A 23238-nucleotide genomic window follows, 5' to 3' on the forward strand; every position below is an offset into this window, starting at 1 on the left:
CACCGTGCCCGAGGGTTCGCCGCTTGGCAACAGTGCGGCGCGTTACGCTCGGCGCGTGGTTGATACGACGCCCCTGACCCAAGCAGTGGATCACTTCGCCGACCGGCTGCGTGCCGCGCCGCAGAGCAGGCTCCAGCGCAGCGCCGCAGCGGAGGCGCTGGCGCTGGCCCGCGAGTTGTCCCGGCGGGCGCAGGCGGTGGAGGAGCCGGGCACCGAGCCGCGGGAGATGCCGGACGCGGGGATGTTCGCGGTGGCGGACCAGATCCTGGTGGCCGCGCACGACTTGGCGCTGGTGCTGGAGAGCGACGACGAGGTCGGGGAGGCCGTGCGGTTGGTCGAGGAGGCGCGGGGACGGGCGGGGGTCTGAACGCGCCGTCAGACCAGTGAGGCGCCGCGCGGAGCCGGCGCCTTCGCGCTACAGGGACGCGATGACGCGGTCCGCCAGGATGTAGACCATCTCCCCGCCGCACGCGAAGGTGAGCGTGTAGGCGCCGGAGACGCCCGAACCGCCCAGCAGATAGGGGGCTTCGCCCGCCGCCACGGCCCGCGCGAGGCGCTCGGCCGTCTCCCGGTGACCCGGCGTCATGCACAGCGTGGTGCCGTCGGCGAAGACGTAGACGTCGAGGGTGCCGAGCGGGCCGGGGCGTACGTCGGACAGCTCCACGCGCTCGTCGGCCAGGTGCTCCAGCGCCCCGGCCGTGCGCTCGTGGTCGCCCGCGGCCGACTGGGCCGGGACGAAGTCCGGGTGGGAGGGGTGCCGACGGCGGGCCGCGGCCAGCTCCGGGGACTCGCCGGCGAACTCGTCGGCGTCGGCGGCGGACTCCGCCACCGGCTCCAGGCCCGCGAAGTCGGACTGCCGCGGCAGGAACGGCTCGTGGTCGGACAGGCCGAACACCGAGGGCGCGTCGGAGGCGTCCCGCGCCTCCTGCGCGGCCCAGAAGGCACGCGCCTCCGCGAGCTCCCGCTCCCGCTCCTCCGCGAGCGCCTCGGCCACGGCCGCGCGTATCCGCTCGGTGTCCGAGTGGGTACGGGCGTGCGGCAGCAGCGCGTGCGTCGCCGCGGACTGGTTCTCCGCGAGCTGTGCCTGGAGCTCCGTGAGCTGGCGGCGCAGCTTCAGCACGGTGCGCAGGACGGCGACGCCCACGGCGCCCGTGGCGGCCGTGGTGAGCAGCAGGGCGATCGGCATGGCGCTCACTGACGTACTCCCAGGTTCAAAAGTCGACCCCCGACTTCCTACATCAGCTTGAAGGGCGGACTACCCAACTGTCAGTGCGTAACGTCACGAAACGGACAGTTCTTTGGCTCCGGGGGCCCGCCGGACGGCATGCCGTCCGGTGCTGACCTGCGCCGATGTCCGGGACGGGGGAGATAGGTCACATCCTGGGGGAGATTGGATCACAGAAAGGCCCAGAACCCGGCGGTTTCGCGGGTTCTGGGCCGATCCATGACGTGAAGTGCCCGGTCCGCTACGGACCGTTGGCCGGTCGGTGCGGGCGGGCCGGGTCAGCTGAGGCGCTCGATGACCATCGCCATGCCCTGGCCGCCGCCGACGCACATCGTCTCCAGGCCGAACTGCTTGTCGTGCCACTGGAGGGAGTTGATCAGCGTGCCGGTGATGCGGGCGCCGGTCATGCCGAAGGGGTGGCCGACGGCGATCGCGCCGCCGTTGACGTTCACCTTGTCGAGGTCGAAGCCCAGCTCGCGGTAGGAGGGGATCACCTGGGCGGCGAACGCCTCGTTGATCTCGACCAGGTCGATGTCGTCCGTGGTCAGACCGGCCCGGCGCAGCGCCTGCCGGCTCGCCTCGACCGGGCCGAGGCCCATGATCTCGGGGGACAGGGCGGAGACGCCGGTGGACACGATGCGGGCGAGCGGGGTCAGGCCCAGCTCGCGGGCCTTGGTGTCGCTCATGATGACGAGGGCGGCGGCGCCGTCGTTGAGCGGGCAGCAGTTGCCCGCGGTGACCAGGCCGTCGGGGCGGAAGACCGGCTTCAGGCCGGAGACGCCCTCCATGGTGACGCCGGCGCGCGGGCCGTCGTCCTTGGCGACGACGGTGCCGTCGGGCAGCGTGACCGGGGTGATCTCGCGCTCCCAGAAGCCGGCCTTGATGGCCTCCTCGGCGAGGTTCTGCGAGCGGACGCCGAACTCGTCCATCTCCTGGCGGGTGATGCCCTTCCAGCGGGCCAGGTTCTCGGCGGTCTGGCCCATCGCGATGTACGCGTCCGGCACCAGGCCGTCCTCGCGCGGGTCGTGCCAGGTGGTGCCCTCCTGCTGCGCGACCGCCGCGGTGCGGGCCTCGGCCTCGGCGAAGAACGGGTTGCGGGTGTCCGGGAGGCTGTCGGAGCTGCCCTTGGCGAAGCGGGAGACGGTCTCCACGCCGGCCGAGATGAAGACGTCGCCCTCGCCCGCCTTGATGGCGTGCAGGGCCATCCGGGAGGTCTGGAGGGACGAGGAGCAGTAGCGGGTGATGGTGCAGCCGGGCAGGTGGTCCATGCCCATCTGTACGGCGACGATCCGGCCGAGGTTGTTGCCCTGCTCGCCGCCGGGCAGCCCGCAGCCGAGCATCAGGTCGTCGATGTCCTTCGGGTCCAGCTCGGGGATCTTGGCCAGCGCGGCCTGGATGATCGTGGCGGTGAGGTCGTCGGGGCGCAGATCCTTGAGCGAACCCTTGCCGGCGCGGCCGATGGGGGAGCGGGCGGTCGAGACGATCACGGCTTCGGGCATCGGGGCTCCAGGTGAACGGAATTGTGCAGGGCCGGTCTGGAAGTTACCCGGCCGTAGTTGACAGGTCATCGGTGTCGGGGTGTGACGCTGGCCGCAGTTTCTAAGCGCTTGCTTTGGCGGCGGAGGCGTTGTCACAGTTACGGGTACGAGTACCCACCCGGTCGCTGCCGTCAGGTGTACGGTGCCGCTGCCTCGGCCTCCGGGACCCGGCGGCGGTGGCGCCGCTTGAGCAGCGCCCAGGGGCCGCGCGGTCCCGTCGGCATCGCGGCCGTGACCTCCGTACCGGCCTCCGCCGCCGCCTCGGCCGCCGCGCGCGCCACCGGCAGGAAGCCCTCGCGCCGGGTCAGGTCCGGCCGGTCCTCCTCCGCCGGCCACAGGCCGAGCGCCGCGCACACCGTGGGCAGCACGGCCATCGCCGCGGTCGCGTAACCCTCGGCCGAGGGGTGGTAGTTGTCCGGGCCGAACAGCTCGCGCGGATTGGCCGCGAACTCCGGGCCCAGCAGATCGCCCAGCGAGACCGTGCGCCCGCCCTGCTCCACCACCCCGATCGTCTGCGCCGCCGCCAGCTGCCGCGAGGCCCGCCGTGCCAGCCAGCGCAGCGGCTGCTGCACCGGCTCGATGGTGCCCAGGTCGGGACAGGTGCCGACGACCACCTCCGCGCCGGCCGTGCGCAGCCTGCGCACCGCCGCCGACAGATGCCGCACCGAACGCGTCGGCGGCATCCGGTGCGTCACGTCGTTCGCGCCGATCATGATCACGCAGATGTCCGGGGCGGGCCGGCCGCCGGACAGCACCAGCGCGACCTGCCGGTCCAGGTCGTCGGACTGCGCGCCCGGCAGCGCCACGTTGCGCAGCTCCACCGGGCGTTCCGCGACCGCCGCGAGCCCGGAGGCCAGCAGCGCGCCCGGAGTCTGCCCGGACCGGTGCACCCCCTGCCCCGCGGCCGTGGAGTCGCCGAGCATCACCAGCCGCAGCGGCGGCTCGCCGGGCACGTCGTACACCCGGCCGTACGTCCCCTCCGCGCCCGGTACCCGCTCGCCGGTGCCGTTGCCCACATGGCGCCGGGCCAGCCGCACCTCGGCGAGCAGCAGGCCGACCGCGGCCGCTCCGATCAGCCCGGCCCCGCCCCCGCCGTACGCCGCCCCAGCCGCGATGCGCCGGGCCACCCGCGCCCTCGACATGTTCGTCATGCGTGGCCGCCACCTCCTCGTAGCCGTACACCCACTCCTTGCCCCGTACAGGGCGTGCGCCAATCTCGACGGGGAGTGAACGACCGCCCGAGGCGGGCCGGGGGCCGTAGGCTGACGGCACCACTACGACCACTTTTTTGCAGCGACCGGAGACAACGGTGCGATTCCACGACTCGATGATCAGCCTCGTCGGCGACACCCCGCTGGTGAAGCTCAACAACGTGACCAAGGGCATCCAGGCGACCGTCCTGGCCAAGGTGGAGTACTTCAATCCGGGCGGCTCCGTGAAGGACCGCATCGCCCTGCGCATGATCGAGGCCGCCGAGGAGAGCGGGGAGCTGAAGCCCGGCGGCACCATCGTGGAGCCCACCAGCGGCAACACCGGTGTGGGGCTGGCGATCGTGGCCCAGCAGAAGGGCTACAAGTGCATCTTCGTGTGCCCCGACAAGGTGAGCACCGACAAGATCAACGTACTGCGTGCCTACGGAGCCGAGGTCGTCGTCTGCCCGACCGCCGTGGACCCCGAGCACCCGGACTCGTACTACAACGTCTCCGACCGCCTGGTGCGCGAGACCCCCGGCGCCTGGAAGCCCGACCAGTACTCCAACCCGAACAACCCGCTGTCGCACTACCACTCCACGGGCCCGGAGCTGTGGGACCAGACCGAGGGGAAGATCACCCACTTCGTGGCGGGCGTCGGCACCGGCGGCACCATCTCCGGCACCGGCCGCTACCTGAAGGACGCCAGCGACGGCAAGGTCAAGGTCATCGGCGCCGACCCGGAGGGCTCCGTCTACTCGGGCGGCTCCGGCCGGCCGTACCTGATCGAGGGCGTCGGTGAGGACTTCTGGCCGACCGCCTACGACCGCACCGTCGCCGACGAGATCGTGGCCGTGTCCGACAAGGACGCCTTCCAGATGACCCGCCGCCTCGCCAAGGAGGAGGGCCTCCTGGTGGGCGGCTCCTGCGGCATGGCCGTGGTCGCCGCGCTGCGCGTCGCCGAGCGGCTCGGCCCGGACGACGTGGTCGTGGTCCTGCTCCCGGACAGCGGCCGCGGTTACCTCTCGAAGATCTTCAACGACGAGTGGATGGCGGACTACGGCTTCCTGGAGGACGAGGGCCCGAGCGCCCGCGTCGCCGACGTCCTGAACGACAAGTCCGGCGCCACGATCCCGTCCCTCGTGCACATGCACCCGGAGGAGACCGTCGGCCAGGCCATCGAGGTGCTGCGCGAGTACGGCGTCTCGCAGATGCCCGTCGTCAAGCCGGGCGCCGGTCACCCGGACGTGATGGCCGCGGAGGTCGTCGGCTCGGTCGTGGAGCGCGAGCTGCTGGACGCCCTGTTCTCCCAGCGCGCCTCCCTGGAGGACCCGCTGGAGAAGCACATGTCCGCCCCGCTGCCCCAGGTCGGCTCCGGCGAGCCGGTCGGCGACCTGATGCAGGTGCTGGGCGCGGCGGACGCGGCGATCGTCCTCGTCGAGGGCAAGCCGAAGGGCGTCGTCAGCCGCCAGGACCTGCTGGCGTTCCTGGCCAAGGGCGGCAACAAGTAGTACGACCGACACGGGCCCCTTCCCGAACGGGAGGGGGCCCGCTTTTTCGTGCCCGGTGCGTTCAGACGCTCTGGTGAGAGGCGAACCGGACGAACGCGGACCAGGAGTCGGCGCGGAAGGTGAGAGTACCGGCCTCGCGGTCCTTGGTGTCGCGAACGGGAACCGTGCCGGGGATGTTGGTGGCGACTTCCACGCAGTTGCCGCCGTTGTCGCTGTAGGAGGACGTGAACCAGCGGGGGGAGTCGGTCGTCACAAGGCGGCCTTTCGAGAGGCGAACTGGACGAACGCGGACCAGGCGTCGGCGCGGAAGGTGAGAGTACCGGCCTCACGGTCCTTGGTGTCGCGGACGGGAACGGTGCCGGGGATGTTGGTGGCGACCTCGACGCAGTTGCCGCCGTTGCTGCTGTGGGAGGAGGTGAACCAGCGGGGGGAGTCGGTCGTCACGGGGTGCCCTTTCGTACCTCATGGATCATGGCCACCGATGCCGCCTGAGGCAGAGCTTCGGCCTGCAACTGATGGTAGGCCGTCAACAGGGGCAGTACCGCTGCCGTTTCGCGTTCCACGTGTCCCCGCAACTGGGATTCCGCGTACGCGACCACGGACATGTCCGGCAGGGTCAGCAGGTTCATCGGCAGGTTGAATGAGCGCCGCGCTCCTATCCCGAAAGGAGACACGTGGATGACCCAGTTCGGGAGGGAGGCGACTTCGGCAAGCCGCTGAAGCTGCCGATCCATGACATCGGTGCCGCCGACCGCATGGCGAAGGCAGCTCTCGTCCATCACCACGAGGACCATGGGCGACCGGGGGCGCACCAGTGCTGCTTGCCGGTTCGCCAGGAACGCGACGCGTTCATCGGCCTGTTCAGGTGTGATGGCCCCCCGCCGCACATCGCCCTCAGCCACCGCCCTTGCGTACTCCGGGGTCTGCAGCAGTCCAGGGATGATCCCGACCTCAAATAGCCGGATCTCTGCCGCCTGGCCCTCGTACTTGACGTACTCGGGGAACCCCTCCAGTAGCACACTGTGCCGTAACTCGCGCCACTCCCGCTCCAACGTGTCGGTCGAGCTGGCGAGGCCGAACACCTGGTCAAGCTTGCGCGAGAAACGCAGAGTTGGCGGTTTGCGTGCAGTTTCAACGGCCGAAACATGCTGGCTGGAATACCCCAGCTTCTCCGCCAGCTCCTCCTGAGTCCACCCCTGATCCTCGCGCAACCTGCGCATGCGCGCGCCGAACGCGGCTGCCGGGCTGGCATCCGGGTCCAACTCCTTGCGATTGACCATGGCGTTGCAACCCCTCCTTCCGATCTGGCCCATTGAAGGGTTTCCGACTCTAGGTCACGCTGAAGGCGCTCGGTAGCGATTCCGCTACACAGCGCAGTGGTTGAGAAAGGCTGGGCGATGCATCCCCACAGCAGCATGGCCATCGAGGTCGCGGAGATCACCAACTCACTCGCGGCGGCCCTGGACGAGGCCGCCATCAAACTCCCCCAGTTCCACACCAGATTGGCGCCGAACGAGTGCCGTGACTTCGTCATCCGGCTGGGTGACTGCAACGTGAGGCAGGGGCGTGCCCTGCTCGGCCTGCTGCTGGACGGGCTGACGCTGCGGCAGCAGCACGCCGACGCGTCCCCGGCGGACGCTCCGGTGCGACCCGCGCCCAGCGAGCTGGAGCCGCACGACATGCTGGTAAGGCTGAAGGGCGCGTTCAGCGCGGCCGGTTGGCTGGCCGACGTGGACGTCATCCAGACGGCCTCGGGGCCGCGCCTCGCCTTCCGCAACGGCCTGGGGCTGGACCACGTGGACGAACTGATCCTGACGGTCGAGGCCGGTGTCAGGGCGAGGGTGATCAAGCTTTGAGCATGACGCTCGCGGTGTACCGGGTGGACCGCCAGGGGAACCGGCAGGTGGTGCGGAAAGAGCACGAGGTGACTCCCCTGAAGGTGCCGGAATGGTCCAGCGCCTGGCCGCCGTGCCGGTGCCCGAGGCATCGCCGGCACGACCGCCCATGAGGTCCCGGCCCCTGACGCGAGGTTTCTGCCTCCTCTGCCGCCATACCAAGGACGTCTTCTGGATCGGTCCGGTCGAACACGACGGACAGCGCGCGCCGGCCTATGCCTGCGAGGACTGCTGCGCGTTCGTACGGGCCTACATCAACCAGTCCAACCGGCGCTGGGACCAGCGCCCCGCCATGCCGTGAGACGCCGCCGCGGCCTCCTCGGTCGGCCGGGGCCCCTGCCGACGGAAAGTTACGGCTGACGAGTGACGGCAGCTCGGTACCGCTGCTGACCGGTCGCGCGCCCGGAGCCTCGACCACGGGCCCGTGACCTCGGCGAACGCGGAGTGACCGCGGCCGTTCGCGGCATCGCGGAAGTGGTACGAAGGCGTCACGTGTACGCAGCACTCGCTTAACACGCGTCCGGCAGATTGGGGGGTGTCGGCGTCACGGACCTCCGGAGCGGCTCCCGGACCTCCATGGACGCCAAGGGCGCGCGGCCCGGCCCTGACCCGGCCCGCGTCCCCCGCGGGGACCGCCGTCGTCCCGCCCCCCGGCAACGGGGGTGCGGCGGTCCCCGCGCAAGTCCTTCCGCGTGTGGGGAGCCGGGGCTACTCGGCTCCGCCGGACCTGCGGGACCGTCCCGACAGCAGCTCGGGGTGCTGGCGTATCGCCTGGGTCGCGTTGACACCGACGATGCCGATCCAGGTGGCCACTATTCCGGCGAAGCCCGCGAGGGCGCCGGCGATCGCGGACAGCGGGACGGCGAGGATCAGGGTGAGCAGCGCGAAGCCGTACCGCTCGCCCCAGGAGTCCACCGGGTTCCGCTGGCGGGCGGTGCCGCGAACGGCCGCCATCTGCTGCTCGGCGAGCTGCCGCCGCACCCGCCGGTCCACCGCCCCGTCGAGCCGCTGCTCGACCTTCTCCAGGAAGGATTCGACCAGGGCGGAGTCGTATTCGTCCCCCAGGTCCCGGCGGGCCCGGACGGTCGCGTCGAGGTCCTTCCGCAGCTCGGCGTCGCCCTTGAGTCCGACGTCCTGCGGGTCACGTGCGCTCATGCCCTCACCGTAGAGAACGCCGGGCCCCCGCCGCACTGGGGAAAGCCCCCCTCTTCCGGTGGTGCGAACCCCTCGTCGGCTCCGTCAGGGCAGCAGCGACATCAGTCCCGACCCGGCGTCCAGCCGTGCGGCCACCACCTGTGCGGCGGCGAAGGCCGGATCGGCGCGGATCGCGTCCCGCACCCAGGTGGTCTGGGCCCGCAGGGTGTGCTCGGCCCAGTCGCCCGGCCGGTTCCGGGCGCGGCGGGCGGCGGGGGCGATCTCCTCCACCAGCAGCTCCAGATGGCCGGGCACCGGCGCCCCGGTGCGCAGCCGCTCCAGGGTGGCGGCCACTGCGGCGCACCGCTCGTGTCCGAGGACCAGCACGAGCGGTGCGCCGAGTTCCTGGACGCCGTACTGGACGGACCCGAGCACGGCCTCGTCCAGCACCTGCCCGGCGGTGCGGACGCACAGCAGGTCCCCGAGGGCCTGGTCGAGGACCAGCTCCGGCGGGACGGGGGCGTCCACGCAGCCGACGACCACCGCACACGGCCGCCGCCCGGTGGGACGGACGTACGGCTGCCGTAGACGGCCGGAGACGTAGCGGGCGTTGCCGGCGAGGAGTTCACCGAGGACGGCGGCGGCGGTGGGCCGGGGCGCGTCCGCGTCGGGCGGGGGGACGAGCGAGGGACAGGGCGGACGGGGAGCGGGCGCGGTCGGCGTCCGTAAGGCCCGGTGGGGGGTGGCCATGACGCTTCCTCGGTGGTCGTGCCAGTAGGAATCACTCTAGGCACGCACAGCGTCACTCTGGGTGGCTGTTTAACGACACTTGGCCGTATCCGCGCCGGATCATCGCCGCCCGGATACCGCCCCTTGAACGGCGCGACAAGGTCCGGGCGGAGGTCGAGCCCTCCTGGATCGCAGAGAGTCGGCGGAGCCCCTTCCTGTATAACGGCATACAGGAAAGCATTGTCTGAATATCGGTCCGTGTCGGTGCGGCCCCGGGGCTGTACTCTCCCGAGGCGGCGAGGACCTCCGAGGGGGAGTACGTGATGAGCGTGACCGACAGCCCGGCCAACCGGTTGCAGGCGCTTTTCGAGGGTCACCGGCTCACGCCGACCCAGCGCCGCATCGCGCACAGCATGGTGCGGCGCGCCGCCGACGTGCCCTTCCTGTCCAGCGTGGAGCTGGCCGAGCTGGCCGGGGTCAGCCAGCCGTCGGTGACCCGGTTCGCGGTCGCCCTCGGCTTCGACGGGTATCCCGCGCTGCGCCGGCACCTGCGGGAGGTCGTCCCCGCCGAGCCCGCGCCGGAGAACGGCGCGCACAACGAGTACCAGCTCGCCGTCGAGGCCGAGATCGAGAACCTGCGCCACCTCGCGGAGCTGCTCGCCGACCCGCGCCCGGTGCAGCAGGCCGGACGGATCCTCGCCGCCTCCCGCCCGCTGCCGGTGCTCGGCCTGCGCGCGGCCGCCTCCCAGGCGTACGGCTTCGCCTACTTCGCCGCCAAGGTCCACCCGGACGTCCGGCTGCTCGACGAGGGCGGCACGATGATCCAGGACCGCGTCGACGCGGCCGTCCGCGCGGGCGCGAGCGCCTTGCTCTGCTTCGCGCTGCCCCGGCATCCGCGCGAGGTGGTCGACACCCTCGCCTACGCCCAGGAGGCCGGCCTGACCGTCGTCACCGTCGCCGACTCCGCGTTCGCGCCCGTCGCCAAGCACTCCGACCTGCTGCTGCCCGCCGCCGTCGGCACCGGCCTCGCCTTCGACACCGCGTGCGCGCCGATGCTGCTGGGCCGGGTGCTGCTGGAGGCGGTCTGCGACGATCTGCCGGACGCCCAGGCCCGCCTGGAGGAGTTCGACGCGAAGGCCGCCGCGCGGGGCCTGTTCGTGGAGTGAGTCCCGGTCCTCTCAGGTTTGTCTCACGTTCGCCCGCTAAGGTCCCCGCCGGACACAGGCACTGTGCGGACTCGTGACACGGGAGGCCGACGTGGCGCGCGGAGAGCGTGGAGAAGGCAGAGAGCGCGGCGGCCGGGGACTGGCCCGGCTGGCCGTCGTCGTACGGGCGGGAGCCGCCCCGCTGTGGTGGTTCGGGGTGGTCGCCGCAGGCGTCGGCGCCGTGCCCGAGGGGTGGACGGGGCGCCGGACCGGGGCGCTCGCCGGGGCCGCGCTGTTCCTGCTGGCCACGGCCGTGGTGGCGCTGGCGCGGCGCCGCCGGTACGCCGCGCTCGTCCGGGGCGCGAGCCGCGCGGGCAAGTACGACGTGCTCCAGGACCGCGCGGTGACCGCGCGCAACTGGCGCCGCGGTCACCGCTGGTGGCTGCTGCTGGCCTGGGTGCTCGCGATCGGCTCCGCCTTCGCCGTGCCGGTGGCCGGCGGGCTGCTGCTGGCCGGGTGCGGCACCGGGCTGTGGCTGAAAGCCGCCTGGCTTGGGCGTCGCGAACGGGCCCTGGAGAGCCTGCTCTGGGTGCGCGTCGACTGGCTCGACAAACGCGCCGGCCGCCCGTCCGGCAAGGCGGTCAGGGGCCTGCGCGCCACGGGCATCGCGGCCGGCGACGCGGCCCCGGGTGGGGCCCGCCGCCGTACCGCGGCCCTGGTCTGACCGGCCTGAGCCGAGCGAGAGGTCCTCAGACCTCCAGGCTCTCCTCGATCCGCTTCAGCTGGTGGCGGGCCATCGCCAGGTTGGCGCGGGTGGAGTCCAGGACCAGGTAGAGGAACAGGCCGTTGCCGCCGCGCCCCTGGAGCAGGCGGATCAGGTGGTACTGGTCGGAGAGCGTGATGAGGATGTCCTCGATCTCGCTCTTGAGGCCCAGCATCTCCATCGTGCGCATCTTGGCGCGGATCACGTCGGTGTTGCCGGCGGCGGCCACGTTCAGGTCGAAGGTGTTGCCGCCGCCCATCGTGCCCAGCGCCATCCCGCTGGTGTAGTCGACGAGCGCGACGCCGGTGGCGCCCTCGATCGAGGTCAGCGCCTCTTTGAGGGCGGTCTCGGTGTTGGCCATGTCGGGTCCTCTCAACTGTCGGTTGTGGTGCGTGCGGTGGTCGTGCGCGGGGGCCGCGGGGCGCGGGCGCGCGTGGCGGCGGTGGCCTGGCGTGCGGGCGCGTTCCGGGCGGCCGCGGCCTCGGCGGCGTCCAGGAGTTCGCCGATCCGGGCACCGGAGCGGCGGCCCTCCAGATGGAGCCGGCCGACGTTCACCCGGTCCTGCGCGAGCAGGGTCAGTACGGCGCTGCGCCCGGCCGCGTAGGTGGCGACGTAGCCGCGCTCGCCGCGCACCAGCAGTTCCCGCAGGCCGCCGTTGCCGGTGGCGTCGGCGACCCGTACGGAGACGCCGAGCGCGGCCGCGGTGAGCGCCGCGAGCCCGTCGGGATCGACGCCGGGCGTGTCATGGGCGACGACGAGTCCGTCGACGCCGGCCGCGAGCGCGCCGGTGAGCTGCGGCACGCGGGTGCGCAGCCGGTGCAGCTCCTCCAGGACGGTCCGAAGGTCGTCCTCGTACACCATCAGCTCTCTCCTCTCGGCGGGGCGTGGCCGTTCAAAGGGCCTCCAGCGCATCCCTGAGCCTCTTCAGCAGCGCGATGTCGGGGTCGGTGACCGGGAGCAGGGGCGGGGGCAGGTTCCGGGCCTGCTCCGGTGCGGTCGGGGCCGGCGGCGCGGGGGCGGGCGCGGCCGGCGCCAGGGGTCTGAGGTGCCCGGCCGCCGCCAGCCTGCGGACGTCGACCAGCGTGTGGAACGCCTGCCGCCCCAGGTCCAGCGCGATGTCGGCGGCCGTGCGGGTGCCGTCCACGCGGTCCAGGACGGCGCGCTGGCGGGGGGCGACGGGGGTGGGGCGGCCGGGACGCTTCGACGGAGGTCCCGTGCGCCCCTGCCGGGTGGGGGCGGGGTCCGCGCGGATCAGCGGCGCGGTGTCCGCGGCCGGGTCGGGCCACAGGCGGTGCAGTTGCAGCCGGCGGCGCAGGGTCTCGCGTTCCAGGGCGACCACCGGGACCGAGGGCAGCGGGCCGGTGCGGGGCTCGCCCTCGTAGTGGAAGCGGCCCGGCGTGCTGCTCGGTGCCAGGGCGAAGTATCCGGCGTCGTACAGCGCGTCCAGATGACACAGCTCCAGCGCGCCGGCGGGTAACAGGCCGGACTCCAGGAGGAGTTCGGCCGCCCGTAACGGGCCCTCGGCCGCGCCGGCGGCCCGCTGCCAGGCGGCGCCGGCCAGGGTGCCGTGGGCCGTGAGGAGCACGTCGAGCCCCGGCGCGAGCGGGCTCTCGGCGTGCACCACCCGGCCCTCGGCCAGGTACAGGGTGCCGTGCTCGCGGACCAGGACGCCGGTGGCCCGCTCCTCGGCCAGCCGGTTGAGCATCGGGGACAGCGCGCGGGCGGCGGCCTTGTCCCGCACCGGCAGCGGCGGCGGCGTACGGACCATGGTCATCCCAGCACCAGGCGGGCGGCCATCTCGCCGAGCCGGATCCGGGCGAGCGCGAGATTGCCCTCCTCGCGCCCCAGCCACAGGTGCAGGAACACGCTGCTGTCGAAGGAGGTGTCGACGAACCGCAGCAGGTGGTAGCTGTCCGCGTTGCTGACGATCACGTCCTCCACCGGCGGCCGATCCGTCCCCTGCGCCGTGAACGTGCCGTGCTCCGCGGCCAGCCGGGCCAGCTCGGCGGCCTCGGCGGCGGCCGTCTCGTGATCGCCGCCGGGCGCCTCCCCGACCGCCCCGAGCGCGAGGCCGCTCGTCCAGTCCACCAGCACGGCACCGCGGGCACCGGGCAATCGCATCGCTTCCAGCAGGCACTCGTCGATTCCGGGCACCGCGTGGCTCCCCTCCCGCCTGGGACTCCGGCTGAGTGACCCCGACACTACGCAACGTGTGGGGGAGGGGTGAGCTGTTTGGCATTTTCCGATGGAACATGCTTCCGGCGTACTAGTGTTGGGCAACTGACCCCTGTGTCACCGGAGTTGCTTCATTTGTTCGAGTGAAGCGGGGGCGCGTCAACGGCTTCCGGATGCACGCAGGGTGGTGAGCGCCGAAGCGTGCGCGCCCCCGGACTCCGCCACCACCTGAGCGATCGTCTGCGGCTCCCGCACGGTGGCGAAGGCGACACCCCCCGCACCGTCCGGCGCGAAGCCGTAGATGCCGGGCCGGGCGAGGGAGTTGTAGGCGTAGTGGTGCGCGAAGTAGTACGCGCCCGTGTCCAGCGCCGCCGCGTAGTCCCCCTGCGCCAGCTCGGGCAGCGCGCGCCCCTCGGCCAGCAGGTCGCCCGAGAAGCACGCCGGGCCCGCCACGTCCTGCACCACCTCGGGCCCCGACTTCGGCCGGCCCTTGGCGTCGTACGCCGCGATCCGCAGCGGCCACGCCCCCGGCGCGTACACCGTCCGCGTCGCCACCTGCACGCCCGCGTGCGTCACCGCGATCCGCCGGCCGCCCGCGCGCTTGGCGTACTCCACCCGCGCCACCACCGTGCCGTGCTTGGCCAGCAGCGACCGCCCGAACTCGGTCACCAGTCCGTACCGCCCCGCGCACAGCCCCGGCACCCGCTCGGCCAGCAGCCGGGCGTACCGCGCGTACGACGGCTCCGTCGCCTCCCCCGCGAAGTTCACCGGCAGCCCGCCGCCGAGGTCGAGCGTGTCGATCTGCCGCCGCCCCACCCGCGCGTTGATCTCCTCCGCCAGCGCGTACGTCTCCGCCACGCCCCGCGCCAGCAGCTCCAGCGGAATGCCCTGCGAGCCGGTGTGCGCGTGCAGCCGGGTCAGCCACGGCCGCTCCGCGTACGCCCGTACGACCCACTCGCGCGCCCCCTCGTCCCGCAGCGCCACCCCGAACTTCGAGGTCCCGGTCGCCGTCGAGGTCGCCCCGATGCTGCCCCCGCCGATCTGGGGGTTGACCCGGAGGCCGAGCGGGGAGCGGGTCGGCGCGGAGCGCACCCGGGCGTCCAGGCGGTCCAGCTCCTGCGGGTTGTCCGCGTTCACCGCGATGCCCAGCGCCAGCGCCTCGCGCAGCTCCGCCGGGGTCTTGGCGGGCGAGTCCAGCACGGTCCGCCCCGCCGGCACGCCGGCCGCGCGCGCCAGCGCCAGCTCGCCGGGGCTCGCCACCTCGGCGCCGATGCCCTCCTCGTGCAGCAGCCGCAGCACCGGCACGAGCGGGGACGCCTTCACCGCGAACGCGTGCAGCACCGGGGTGCCGGGCGCCAGCACCGCCTCGAACGCCGCCCGCAGCGCCGCCGCCGACTCCCGGATGCCGGTCGCGTCGAGCAGCCCCACCACCGCCGCGTCCGGCCCCAGCAGGCCCTGCTCCACGGCGGCGCGCACCGCCTCGTCCCGCCGCCCGGCCCGCTCCCGTGCCCCGGTCTCGGCCTCGTGGTCCACCGCGCTTCCCTCCTGTCGGCCGTCAGCTGCTTCCAGCCAAACACCCGGAACGCGCGGACGGGGCCGCCCCGATGTATTGACTAGTTCTATTCATGCAGACAGGATGTGAATAGACGTAGCAACAGCAGGAGGCAGACGATGTCGGGACCCCGCCCCGTACGAGCACCGCGCGGCACGGAACTCAGCGCCCTGGGCTGGCAGCAGGAGGCCGCCCTGCGCATGCTCCAGAACAACCTCGACCCCGAGGTGGCCGAGCACCCCGACAAGCTCGTGGTCTACGGCGGCACCGGCAAGGCCGCCCGCGACTGGCGCTCCTTCGACGCCATGGTGCGCACCCTGCGCACCCTCAAGCAGGACGAGACCATGCTGGTCCAGTCCGGCCGCCCGGTCGGCGTCATGCAGACCCACGAGTGGGCGCCGCGCGTCCTCATCGCCAACTCCAACCTGGTCGGCGACTGGGCCAACTGGGAGGAGTTCCGCCGCCTGGAGGCCCTCGGCCTGACCATGTACGGCCAGATGACCGCCGGCTCCTGGATCTACATCGGCACCCAGGGCATCCTCCAGGGCACCTACGAGACCTTCGCCGCCGTCGCCGCGAAGAAGTTCAACGGCACCCTCGCCGGGACCATCACCCTCACCGCGGGCCTCGGCGGCATGGGCGGCGCCCAGCCGCTCGCCGTCACCATGAACGACGGCGTCGCCCTCTGCATCGACTGCGACCCGCGCGCCATCGAGCGCCGCATCGAGCACCGCTACCTGGACGTGAAGGCCGACAGCATCGACCACGCGCTCCAGCTCGCGACCGAGGCCCGCGACGCCCGCCGCCCGCTGTCCATCGGCGTCCTCGGCAACGCGGCCGAGCTGGTCCCGCAGCTGCTCGCGATGAACGCCCCCATCGACATCGTCACCGACCAGACCTCCGCGCACGACCCGCTGGCCTACCTGCCGGTCGGCGTCGCCTTCGAGGACATGGCCGACGCCGCCGCGAAGGACCCGGCCGGGTTCACCACGCGCGCCCGCGAGTCGATGGCGAAGCACGTCGAGGCCATGGTCGGCTTCATGGACGCCGGCGCCGAGGTCTTCGACTACGGCAACTCCATCCGCGGCGAGGCCCAACTGGCCGGTTACGACCGCGCGTTCGCCTTCCCCGGCTTCGTCCCCGCCTACATCCGGCCGCTGTTCTGCGAGGGCAAGGGCCCCTTCCGCTGGGCCGCGCTGTCCGGTGAGGCGGCGGACATCGCCAAGACCGACAAGGCGCTCCTCGAACTCTTCCCCGAGAACGAGTCCCTCGCCCGCTGGATCAAGATGGCCGGCGAGCGGGTCCACTTCCAGGGCCTGCCCGCGCGCATCTGCTGGCTCGGCTACGGCGAGCGGGACAAGGCCGGCGAGCGCTTCAACGACATGGTCGCCTCCGGTGAGCTGGCCGCGCCGCTCGCCATCGGCCGCGACCACCTCGACTGCGGTTCCGTCGCCTCCCCGTACCGCGAGACGGAGGCCATGCTCGACGGCTCCGACGCGATCGCCGACTGGCCGCTGCTGAACGCCATGGTCAACGTGGCCTCCGGAGCGTCCTGGGTGTCCATCCACCACGGCGGCGGCGTCGGCATGGGCCGGTCCATCCACGCCGGGCAGGTCACCGTCGCCGACGGCACCAAGCTCGGCGGCGAGAAGATCCGCCGCGTGCTCACCAACGACCCGGGCATGGGCGTCATCCGGCACGTGGACGCCGGGTACGACATCGCGGAGTCCGTCGCCGGCGAGCGGGGGGTCCGGGTGCCGATGCGTGAGGGTGACGGCGCGTGACGCAGCAGTCGGGCGGGCACGGCAGCGCCCTGACGGCGGCCGGGGGCCCGCAGCCGACCGCGGGTCGGCCCGGCTCGTCGTTCCACGAGATGTGGCGCGAGCTGCTGCCCATCGGGCGGGACGCCGGCTCCGGCGGATACCGGCGGTACGCCTGGACCGGGCCCGACGCCGAGTGCCGGGCCTGGTTCAAGGAGCAGGCCGAGGGCCGGGGGCTCGCGTACGAGGTCGACCGGAACGGGAACCAGTGGGCCTGGCTCGGCGATCCGGCCGCCGGGGACGCCGTGGTCACCGGGTCGCACCTGGACTCGGTGCCGGACGGAGGGGCCTTCGACGGGCCCCTCGGGGTGGTGTCCTCCTTCGCCGCACTCGACGAACTCCTGGGCCGGGGCGCCCGGTTCACCAAGCCCCTCGCCATCGTCAACTTCGGCGACGAGGAGGGCGCCCGGTTCGGCCTCGCCTGCGTCGGCTCGCGGCTGACCTCGGGCGCGCTGACCGCCGGGGACGCGCACCGGCTCACCGACGGGGACGGGATCACCCTGCCCCGCGCCATGGCCGCCGCCGGGTACGACCCCGAGGCCATCGGGCCCGACCCCGAGCGGCTGGCCCGGATCGGTGCCTTCGTGGAGCTGCACGTCGAACAGGGCCGCGCGCTGGACCTGTCCGGCGACCCGGTGGGCATCGCCAGCGCCATCTGGCCGCACGGCCGCTGGCGGTTCGACTTCCGGGGCGAGGCCAACCACGCCGGCACCACCCGGCTGGCCGACCGCCGCGACCCGATGCTGTCGTACGCCGAGACCGTGCTCGCCGCCCGCCGCGAGGCCGAACTCGCCGGCGCCGTAGCCACCTTCGGGAAGATCGCGGTGGACCCCAACGGCGTCAACGCGATCCCCTCGCGGGTGCGCGGCTGGCTCGACTCCCGCGCCGCCGACCAGGAGACGCTGGACACGGTGGTCGGCGCCGTCGAGCAGGCGGCCCGGCAGTACGCCGACGCGCACGGCGTGGACCTCGACGTCGTACGGGAGTCCTTCACGCCCGTCGTGGAGTTCGACCACGCGCTGCGCGACGAACTCGGCCGCATCCTGGGCCGGGACACGGACCTCACGGTGCCCGTCCTCGGCACCGGCGCCGGACACGACGCCGGAATCCTCTCCGGGAGCATTCCCACTGCCATGCTGTTCGTGCGCAACCCCACCGGCGTCTCGCACTCCCCGGCCGAGTCCGCGACCGAGGACGACTGCGTGGCCGGAGTGGGCGCGCTCGCCGACGTACTGGAAGGGCTGGCCTGTTGACCAGGGCGACGTACTGGCTGGAGCACGCCTGGCTCGGCGACCGTGTCGAGCCGGGGGTGCTGGTCGAGACCGAAGGCGGGCGGATCGGTGCCGTGCGCACCGAGGCGCCCGCCCCGCCGCCCGGCGCCGAGGCGCTGCGCGGACTCACCCTGCCGGGGCTGGCGAACGCCCACAGCCACGCCTTCCACCGGGCGCTGCGCGGCACCGTCCAGGTCGGCAGCGGGACTTTCTGGACCTGGCGCGAGGTGATGTACTCCGTCGCCGACCGGCTGACCCCGGACACCTACCACGCCCTCGCCCGCGCGGTGTACGCCGAGATGGCGCTGGCCGGCATCACCTGTGTCGGCGAGTTCCACTACGTGCACCACGCCCGCGGCGGCGCCCCCTACGCCGACCCCAACGCCATGGGCGAGGCGCTGATCGCGGCCGCCGCCGAGGCCGGCATCCGGATCACCCTTCTCGACACCTGCTACCTCGCGGCAGGATTCGGCGAGGAGCCCAACGCCCACCAGCTCCGCTTCTCCGACGGCAGCGCGGAGGCCTGGGCCGAACGCTGTGCAGTTCTCAAGGAACGGGATCACGCACGGATCGGGGCGGCGATCCACTCCGTACGGGCCGTACCCGCCGACCAGTTGGCGACCGTGGCCCGCTGGGCCGGGGAGCGGCGGGCCCCGCTGCACGTCCACCTCTCGGAGCAGACCGCCGAGAACGACGCCTGTCTGGCCGCGCACGGCCGCACACCCACCCGGCTGCTCGCCGACCACGGCGTCCTCGGGCCGCGCACCACCGGCGTGCACAACACCCACCTCACCGAGGAGGACATCGCCCTGCTCGGCGGCTCGCGCACCGGCACCTGCATGTGCCCGACCACCGAACGGGACCTCGCCGACGGCATCGGCCCGGCCGTCGCCCTCCAGCGGGCGGGCTCCCCGCTCTCCCTCGGCTCCGACAGCCACGCCGTCATCGACCTGTTCGAAGAGGCGCGCGCGATGGAGCTGAACGAGCGGCTGCGCACCCGCACACGGGGCCACTGGACGGCCGCCGCCCTGCTGCGGGCCGCCACCGCCGACGGGCACGCCGCCCTCGGCTGGGAGGAGGCCGGCCGCATTGAGCCGGGCGCGCTCGCCGACCTGACGACGATCGCGCTGGACTCGGTCAGGACAGCGGGCCCGACCCCCCGGCTGGGCGCCGAGACGGCCGTATTCGCGGCGGGCGCGGCCGATGTACGGCATACGGTCGTGGGCGGCCGGCAGGTCGTACGCGACGGCGCGCACACGCGCGTACCGGATGTGCCCCGCGCGCTGGCAGCGGCCGTCGAAGCCCTGCGCTGACCGCGCCGGACCCCGCGCCGACCCCCACCGCCCCCCACGAGGACGACACCATGAGCAGCAGCACCGCCATCACCAACATCGCCACGCTGGTCACCAACGACCCCTCCCTCGGTGACGGATCCCCGCTCGGTCTGATCCAGGACGCGGCCGTCGTCATCGAGGGCGACCGCGTCACGTGGACCGGTGAATCAAGCAAAGCACCCGCCACTGACAACCGGGTCGACGCGGGCGGCCGGGCGGTGCTGCCGGGGTTCGTGGACTCCCACTCCCACCTGGTCTTCGCCGGGGACCGCACCCAGGAGTTCAACGCCCGGATGTCCGGCCGCGCCTACTCGGCGGGCGGCATCCGCACCACCGTCGCCGCCACCCGCGCCGCGAGCGACGCGGAGCTGGCGGCGAACCTCACCCGCTACCTGGCCGAGGCGCTGCGCCAGGGCACCACCACCTTCGAGACCAAGTCGGGCTACGGCCTGACCGTCGAGGACGAGGCCCGCGCCCTGCGCATCGCGGCCGAGCACACCGACGAGGTGACGTACCTCGGCGCGCACATCGTCTCCCCCGACTACGCCGACGACCCGGCGGCCTACGTCGCCCTGGTCACCGGCGAGATGCTGGACGCCTGCGCGCCGCACGCCCGCTGGATCGACGTGTTCTGCGAGAAGGGCGCCTTCGACGGCGACCAGGCCCGCGCGATCCTCACCGCGGGCAAGGCGAAGGGCCTGCACCCGCGCATCCACGCCAACCAGCTCACCCACGGCCCCGGCGTGCAGCTGGCCGTGGAGCTGGACGCCGCCAGCGCCGACCACTGCACCCACCTCACGGACGCCGACGTGGACGCGCTGGCGAGCGGGAACACCGTCGCCACGCTGCTGCCCGGCGCCGAGTTCTCCACCCGCGCCCAGTGGCCCGACGCCCGCCGGCTGCTGGACGCGGGGGTCACCGTCGCCCTGTCCACGGACTGCAATCCGGGCTCGTCGTTCACCTCTTCCGTGCCCTTCTGCGTCGCCCTGGCCGTGCGCGACATGGGCATGACCCCCGACGAGGCGGTCTGGTCCGCCACCGCGGGCGGCGCCGCGGCCCTGCGCCGCACCGACATCGGCCGCCTCACCCCCGGCGCCCGCGCCGACCTGACCCTCCTCGACGCCCCCAGCCACGTCCACCTCGCCTACCGGCCGGGCGTGCCCCTGGTCAGCGGGGTGTGGCGCGGCGGCGTACGGGTGGTCTGAGGCCCCCGGCCACGCCGAAGCGGCCCGGACGGGGAGTCCGGGCCGCTTCGGCGTGACCGTGCGGGAGAGGGGACGGCCGCCCCTTGGGGGTTCACTCCTCCACCGTCAGCCCCTTGCGCAGCCGTACCAGCGTGCGGGCCAGCAGACGGGACACGTGCATCTGGGAGATGCCGAGCTCCTCGCCGATCTCCGACTGGGTCATGTTGGCCACGAAGCGCAGCGAGAGGATCTTCCGGTCGCGCTGGGGCAGTCCGGCGATCAGGGGCTTGAGCGACTCGATGTACTCGATGCCCTCGATCCCGTGGTCCTCGTACCCGATGCGGTCCGCGAGCGCGCCCTCGGTCTCGTCCTCCTCGGGCTGGGCGTCCAGCGACGAGGCGGTGTACGCGTTCGAGGCGGCCATGCCCTCGATCACCTCGTCGTTCGAGATGCCCAGGCGCTCGGCCAGCTCGGCGACCGTCGGCGCGCGGTCCAGCTGCTGGGCCAGCTCGTCCCCGGCCTTCGCCAGGTCCAGACGCAGCTCCTGGAGCCTTCGCGGTACGCGCACGGACCACGAGGTGTCGCGGAAGAAGCGCTTGATCTCGCCGATGATGGTCGGCATCGCGAAAGTGGGGAACTCGACACCGCGGGACAGCTCGAAGCGGTCGATCGCCTTGATCAGGCCGATGGTGCCGACCTGGATGATGTCCTCCATCGGCTCGCTGCGGGAGCGGAAGCGGGAGGCGGCGAACTTGACGAGCGCGAGGTTCAGCTCGACGAGGGTGTTGCGGACGTACGCGTGTTCGTGCGTCCCTTCCTCCAGCCCCTCAAGGCGCTCGAAGAGGGTCTTGGACAGGGCCCGTGCGTCGACGGGGCCGACCTCGTCGTACGGGGGGATCTCCGGAAGTCCCTCGAAGGGGGTGTGGAGATCGATGGGATGATCCAGTTGTACCGGTGGGGGTGTCGACGTCGCGGTCGGGGTAGGCGAGGCGTCGAGCCGGGGTGACATGGGTGTCCTCCATCGTTCTCGGCATACGGCTGCCGAAGCCATCAGGTGCACTACGGAGTGCGGCGCCTCCAAAGCCGGCGTGTAGAAGTACGTGTCCTTACTAGCCCTATCGGCTTTGTCCGAGCGATCGCAAGTTCGTTCTGTTCGTCTATGTCCGTTTATGTGAGGTTGTTCGGGTGCCGGACTGCGCCAGGAAGGCGTAATGTTCGAGGGCATCAGCAAGCCACGACCTCGGGAGAGAGACGGCATGGACCACGGGATGGTCGGCAGCGCACAGTCGGGCCGGCTTCTGGTGGAGGTGCGTGAAGAGGGCGCCAGCGCGGTCGTCACACCGGCGGGTGAGCTTGACCACCACACCGCCGATCTGCTGCGCGAACCCCTCGACGACCTCCTTGGCAAGGGATTCTCGCGGCTCGTGGTGGACTGCTCGCGCCTGGAGTTCTGTGACTCCACGGGGCTGAACGTTCTGCTCGGAGCCCGTCTGAAGGCGGAGGCCGCCGGTGGTGGCGTCCATCTGGCGGGCATGCAGCCCGTAGTCGCTCGCGTGTTCGAGATCACCGGAGCCGAGGCGGTCTTCACCGTCCACGACTCCGTGGCGGACGCCCTGAGCGGGGAGGATGACGGCACCGACTGAGCCCGCGACCACGTGCGGCCCGGTGCGCTGTGCCCCCCTCGCCCGCCCCTTCGGGGGTCCCGGAGACTCCAGGGATCCCAGGGGGCCCGTGTATCCCACGGAAGACGGGGGTGTTCCGGCGGCCGGGTCGGGCAGGAGAGATGCTGACGACCATCCTCACCAGGCGGTGTCGCCGCGCTCCGGGTGTGACGCATCCGAGGGTGTGCGACAGACTCGAACGGGCAGGGGCCTGCCCGGACGGGACGACCGAGTCAGGGGTGCGGGTGTTCTTGCGCGACGGGCGGACGGGACTGATGTGCGGATGACGGGACATGCGGCGGACGGTGGCGCCGATGACGGACGGACCAACCGGTACGGGGAAGTACCGGACTTTTCAATCGTGAACTGGTGATTCGGTGAGGTGAAGCGCTGATGAGCACCACCCGGCCCTACCCGCCGGGCGACCGCGGCCATGAGCCCAGCGGCGCTTCCGGGGTGTCCGAGGCCTCCGGGGAGGAGGTGCCGGCCGGCGCCTCCACGGCGTCCGTCACGGGCACGGCCGCCTCGTCCACACTGCCGCCCCCCGTCGACGCCGGTGGCGCCGAGGCGGCGCCGCGTGGCCGGCAGCTCCGCAGACTCGAACTCCAGGGGGCCAGCGGAGTCGTTCCGCTCGCCCGTGATTTCACCCGGCAGGCGCTGTACGACTGGGGGTGGCTGCCCGCCGCGACCGCGGACCAGCGGGCCGCCGCGGAGGATGTGCTGCTCGTCGTCTCCGAGCTCGTCACCAACGCCTGCCTGCACGCCGAGGGGCCCGACGAGCTGGCTCTCGCCTGCGACAACAAGGTGATCCGGCTGGAGGTCACCGACCGCGGCACCGGCCAGCCGGCCCCACGCACCCCCCACCGCGCCGGCCGCCCCGGCGGTCACGGCATGTTCATCGTCCAGCGCCTGTGCCTGGACTGGGGCGTGGTGCGCGCCGAGGGCCGCCCCGGCAAGACGGTCTGGGCGGAACTGGGCGCCCCGGCCTGACGACGCGTGGCGGCCCCGCCTTCTGGGGCCGCGCCGAGGGCAGGTGTGAGACGCCGATCGGCGCCAAGAGCGCGACCCCGCCGAAACCAGGCCCTCCTTGACGCCGACGACACACCGGGCG

General features: G+C 72.7%; 26 protein-coding genes. 12 read left to right on the forward strand and 14 right to left on the reverse strand.

From position 1 onward, the window contains the following. Nucleotides 1–55: 55 nt before the first annotated feature. The gene (locus tag ACE4Q9_RS20015; RefSeq protein ID WP_397985598.1) at nucleotides 56–367 is read left to right on the forward strand and encodes a hypothetical protein; all 312 of its coding nucleotides are present in this window, start codon (nucleotides 56–58) and stop codon (nucleotides 365–367) included. Nucleotides 368–415: 48 nt separating this feature from the next. Here ACE4Q9_RS20015 and ACE4Q9_RS20020 read toward each other — a convergent pair whose 3' ends face one another. From ACE4Q9_RS20020 to ACE4Q9_RS20030, 3 genes are all read right to left on the reverse strand, one after another. After that, nucleotides 416–1195: a hypothetical protein gene (locus ACE4Q9_RS20020; RefSeq protein ID WP_397985599.1), complete on the reverse strand. Its 780-nt coding sequence runs from the start codon at nucleotides 1193–1195 to the stop codon at nucleotides 416–418. Between the two features lie 308 nt (nucleotides 1196–1503). Next, entirely contained in the window at nucleotides 1504–2724 is a 1221-nt protein-coding gene (locus tag ACE4Q9_RS20025; protein WP_397985600.1) for an acetyl-CoA C-acetyltransferase, read from the reverse strand. Nucleotides 2725–2894: 170 nt separating this feature from the next. Continuing rightward, complete coding sequence (locus tag ACE4Q9_RS20030; RefSeq protein ID WP_397985601.1) at nucleotides 2895–3914, reverse strand: SGNH/GDSL hydrolase family protein; 1020 nt, start codon at nucleotides 3912–3914, stop codon at nucleotides 2895–2897. A 158-nt stretch (nucleotides 3915–4072) separates the two neighbouring features. Here ACE4Q9_RS20030 and ACE4Q9_RS20035 point away from each other — a divergent pair, with 158 nt between their 5' ends. Continuing rightward, nucleotides 4073–5464: a cystathionine beta-synthase gene (locus ACE4Q9_RS20035; RefSeq protein WP_397985602.1), complete on the forward strand. Its 1392-nt coding sequence runs from the start codon at nucleotides 4073–4075 to the stop codon at nucleotides 5462–5464. Between the two features lie 61 nt (nucleotides 5465–5525). Here the strand turns inward: ACE4Q9_RS20035 and ACE4Q9_RS20040 are convergent, their stop codons facing one another. From ACE4Q9_RS20040 to ACE4Q9_RS20050, 3 genes are read right to left on the reverse strand one after another with little or no spacing between them, the layout of a single operon-like run. Then, nucleotides 5526–5717 carry a DUF397 domain-containing protein gene (locus tag ACE4Q9_RS20040; protein ID WP_397985603.1) on the reverse strand — a complete coding sequence of 64 codons (192 nt, stop codon included), beginning with the start codon at nucleotides 5715–5717 and terminating at the stop codon, nucleotides 5526–5528. After that, nucleotides 5714–5908 (reverse strand): DUF397 domain-containing protein, encoded by a 195-nt coding sequence (locus ACE4Q9_RS20045; protein ID WP_397985604.1) that lies wholly within the window; start codon nucleotides 5906–5908, stop codon nucleotides 5714–5716. The genes ACE4Q9_RS20040 and ACE4Q9_RS20045 overlap by 4 nt, the downstream gene beginning before the upstream one ends. Then, nucleotides 5905–6744, reverse strand: a complete 840-nt coding sequence (locus tag ACE4Q9_RS20050) for a Scr1 family TA system antitoxin-like transcriptional regulator (RefSeq protein ID WP_397985605.1) — start codon at nucleotides 6742–6744, stop codon at nucleotides 5905–5907. The genes ACE4Q9_RS20045 and ACE4Q9_RS20050 overlap by 4 nt, the downstream gene beginning before the upstream one ends. A gap of 117 nt (nucleotides 6745–6861) precedes the next feature. Here ACE4Q9_RS20050 and ACE4Q9_RS20055 point away from each other — a divergent pair, with 117 nt between their 5' ends. After that, complete coding sequence (locus ACE4Q9_RS20055) at nucleotides 6862–7320, forward strand: hypothetical protein (RefSeq protein ID WP_397985606.1); 459 nt, start codon at nucleotides 6862–6864, stop codon at nucleotides 7318–7320. A gap of 91 nt (nucleotides 7321–7411) precedes the next feature. Then, nucleotides 7412–7660: a hypothetical protein gene (locus tag ACE4Q9_RS20060; protein ID WP_397985607.1), complete on the forward strand. Its 249-nt coding sequence runs from the start codon at nucleotides 7412–7414 to the stop codon at nucleotides 7658–7660. 407 nt (nucleotides 7661–8067) lie between these two features. On the opposite strand, the gene ACE4Q9_RS20065 is transcribed toward ACE4Q9_RS20060, so the two are convergent. After that, a complete protein-coding gene (locus ACE4Q9_RS20065; RefSeq protein ID WP_397985608.1) occupies nucleotides 8068–8514 on the reverse strand; it encodes a hypothetical protein in 447 nt (148 codons plus the stop codon). Between the two features lie 84 nt (nucleotides 8515–8598). After that, nucleotides 8599–9243 carry a carbonic anhydrase gene (locus tag ACE4Q9_RS20070; RefSeq protein ID WP_397985609.1) on the reverse strand — a complete coding sequence of 215 codons (645 nt, stop codon included), beginning with the start codon at nucleotides 9241–9243 and terminating at the stop codon, nucleotides 8599–8601. Between the two features lie 302 nt (nucleotides 9244–9545). Here ACE4Q9_RS20070 and ACE4Q9_RS20075 point away from each other — a divergent pair, with 302 nt between their 5' ends. Both ACE4Q9_RS20075 and ACE4Q9_RS20080 read left to right on the forward strand, forming a co-directional pair. Continuing rightward, on the forward strand, nucleotides 9546–10388 hold the full coding sequence (locus ACE4Q9_RS20075; protein ID WP_397985610.1) for a MurR/RpiR family transcriptional regulator: 843 nt from the start codon (nucleotides 9546–9548) through the stop codon (nucleotides 10386–10388). Nucleotides 10389–10479: 91 nt separating this feature from the next. Beyond that, nucleotides 10480–11091: a hypothetical protein gene (locus tag ACE4Q9_RS20080; protein ID WP_397985611.1), complete on the forward strand. Its 612-nt coding sequence runs from the start codon at nucleotides 10480–10482 to the stop codon at nucleotides 11089–11091. Between the two features lie 25 nt (nucleotides 11092–11116). On the opposite strand, the gene ACE4Q9_RS20085 is transcribed toward ACE4Q9_RS20080, so the two are convergent. From ACE4Q9_RS20085 to ACE4Q9_RS20105, 5 genes are all read right to left on the reverse strand, one after another. After that, complete coding sequence (locus ACE4Q9_RS20085) at nucleotides 11117–11491, reverse strand: hypothetical protein (RefSeq protein ID WP_397985612.1); 375 nt, start codon at nucleotides 11489–11491, stop codon at nucleotides 11117–11119. Between the two features lie 11 nt (nucleotides 11492–11502). Beyond that, nucleotides 11503–11991: a roadblock/LC7 domain-containing protein gene (locus ACE4Q9_RS20090; RefSeq protein WP_397985613.1), complete on the reverse strand. Its 489-nt coding sequence runs from the start codon at nucleotides 11989–11991 to the stop codon at nucleotides 11503–11505. A gap of 31 nt (nucleotides 11992–12022) precedes the next feature. After that, a complete protein-coding gene (locus ACE4Q9_RS20095) occupies nucleotides 12023–12904 on the reverse strand; it encodes a transcriptional regulator (protein WP_397985614.1) in 882 nt (293 codons plus the stop codon). After that, nucleotides 12901–13284 carry a hypothetical protein gene (locus ACE4Q9_RS20100; protein ID WP_397985615.1) on the reverse strand — a complete coding sequence of 128 codons (384 nt, stop codon included), beginning with the start codon at nucleotides 13282–13284 and terminating at the stop codon, nucleotides 12901–12903. Before ACE4Q9_RS20100 ends, ACE4Q9_RS20095 begins: the two co-directional genes overlap by 4 nt. A gap of 180 nt (nucleotides 13285–13464) precedes the next feature. Beyond that, nucleotides 13465–14838 (reverse strand): diaminopimelate decarboxylase, encoded by a 1374-nt coding sequence (locus ACE4Q9_RS20105; RefSeq protein ID WP_397985616.1) that lies wholly within the window; start codon nucleotides 14836–14838, stop codon nucleotides 13465–13467. A gap of 138 nt (nucleotides 14839–14976) precedes the next feature. On the opposite strand from ACE4Q9_RS20105, the gene hutU reads away from it, so the two are divergent. From hutU to hutI, 4 genes are read left to right on the forward strand one after another with little or no spacing between them, the layout of a single operon-like run. After that, nucleotides 14977–16641, forward strand: coding sequence for a urocanate hydratase (hutU, locus tag ACE4Q9_RS20110; RefSeq protein WP_397985617.1), 1665 nt, complete (start codon nucleotides 14977–14979; stop codon nucleotides 16639–16641). Next, nucleotides 16638–17930 carry an allantoate amidohydrolase gene (locus ACE4Q9_RS20115; protein WP_397985618.1) on the forward strand — a complete coding sequence of 431 codons (1293 nt, stop codon included), beginning with the start codon at nucleotides 16638–16640 and terminating at the stop codon, nucleotides 17928–17930. The genes hutU and ACE4Q9_RS20115 overlap by 4 nt, the downstream gene beginning before the upstream one ends. After that, nucleotides 17927–19261: a formimidoylglutamate deiminase gene (locus ACE4Q9_RS20120; protein WP_397985619.1), complete on the forward strand. Its 1335-nt coding sequence runs from the start codon at nucleotides 17927–17929 to the stop codon at nucleotides 19259–19261. Before ACE4Q9_RS20115 ends, ACE4Q9_RS20120 begins: the two co-directional genes overlap by 4 nt. A 50-nt stretch (nucleotides 19262–19311) precedes the next feature. Then, entirely contained in the window at nucleotides 19312–20487 is a 1176-nt protein-coding gene (gene hutI / locus ACE4Q9_RS20125; protein ID WP_397985620.1) for an imidazolonepropionase, read from the forward strand. 91 nt (nucleotides 20488–20578) lie between these two features. On the opposite strand, the gene ACE4Q9_RS20130 is transcribed toward hutI, so the two are convergent. Beyond that, complete coding sequence (locus ACE4Q9_RS20130) at nucleotides 20579–21475, reverse strand: RNA polymerase sigma factor SigF (protein ID WP_397985621.1); 897 nt, start codon at nucleotides 21473–21475, stop codon at nucleotides 20579–20581. A gap of 247 nt (nucleotides 21476–21722) precedes the next feature. Between ACE4Q9_RS20130 and ACE4Q9_RS20135 the strand changes: the two genes are divergently transcribed. Together ACE4Q9_RS20135 and ACE4Q9_RS20140 are read left to right on the forward strand one after the other, a co-directional pair. After that, entirely contained in the window at nucleotides 21723–22109 is a 387-nt protein-coding gene (locus tag ACE4Q9_RS20135; RefSeq protein ID WP_397985622.1) for an STAS domain-containing protein, read from the forward strand. A gap of 411 nt (nucleotides 22110–22520) precedes the next feature. Continuing rightward, nucleotides 22521–23117 carry an ATP-binding protein gene (locus tag ACE4Q9_RS20140; protein WP_397985623.1) on the forward strand — a complete coding sequence of 199 codons (597 nt, stop codon included), beginning with the start codon at nucleotides 22521–22523 and terminating at the stop codon, nucleotides 23115–23117. Nucleotides 23118–23238: the final 121 nt, after the last annotated feature.

The sequence above is a fragment of the Streptomyces sp. AM6-12 genome, assembly GCF_044327085.1.
Classification (GTDB): Bacteria; Actinomycetota; Actinomycetes; order Streptomycetales; family Streptomycetaceae; genus Streptomyces.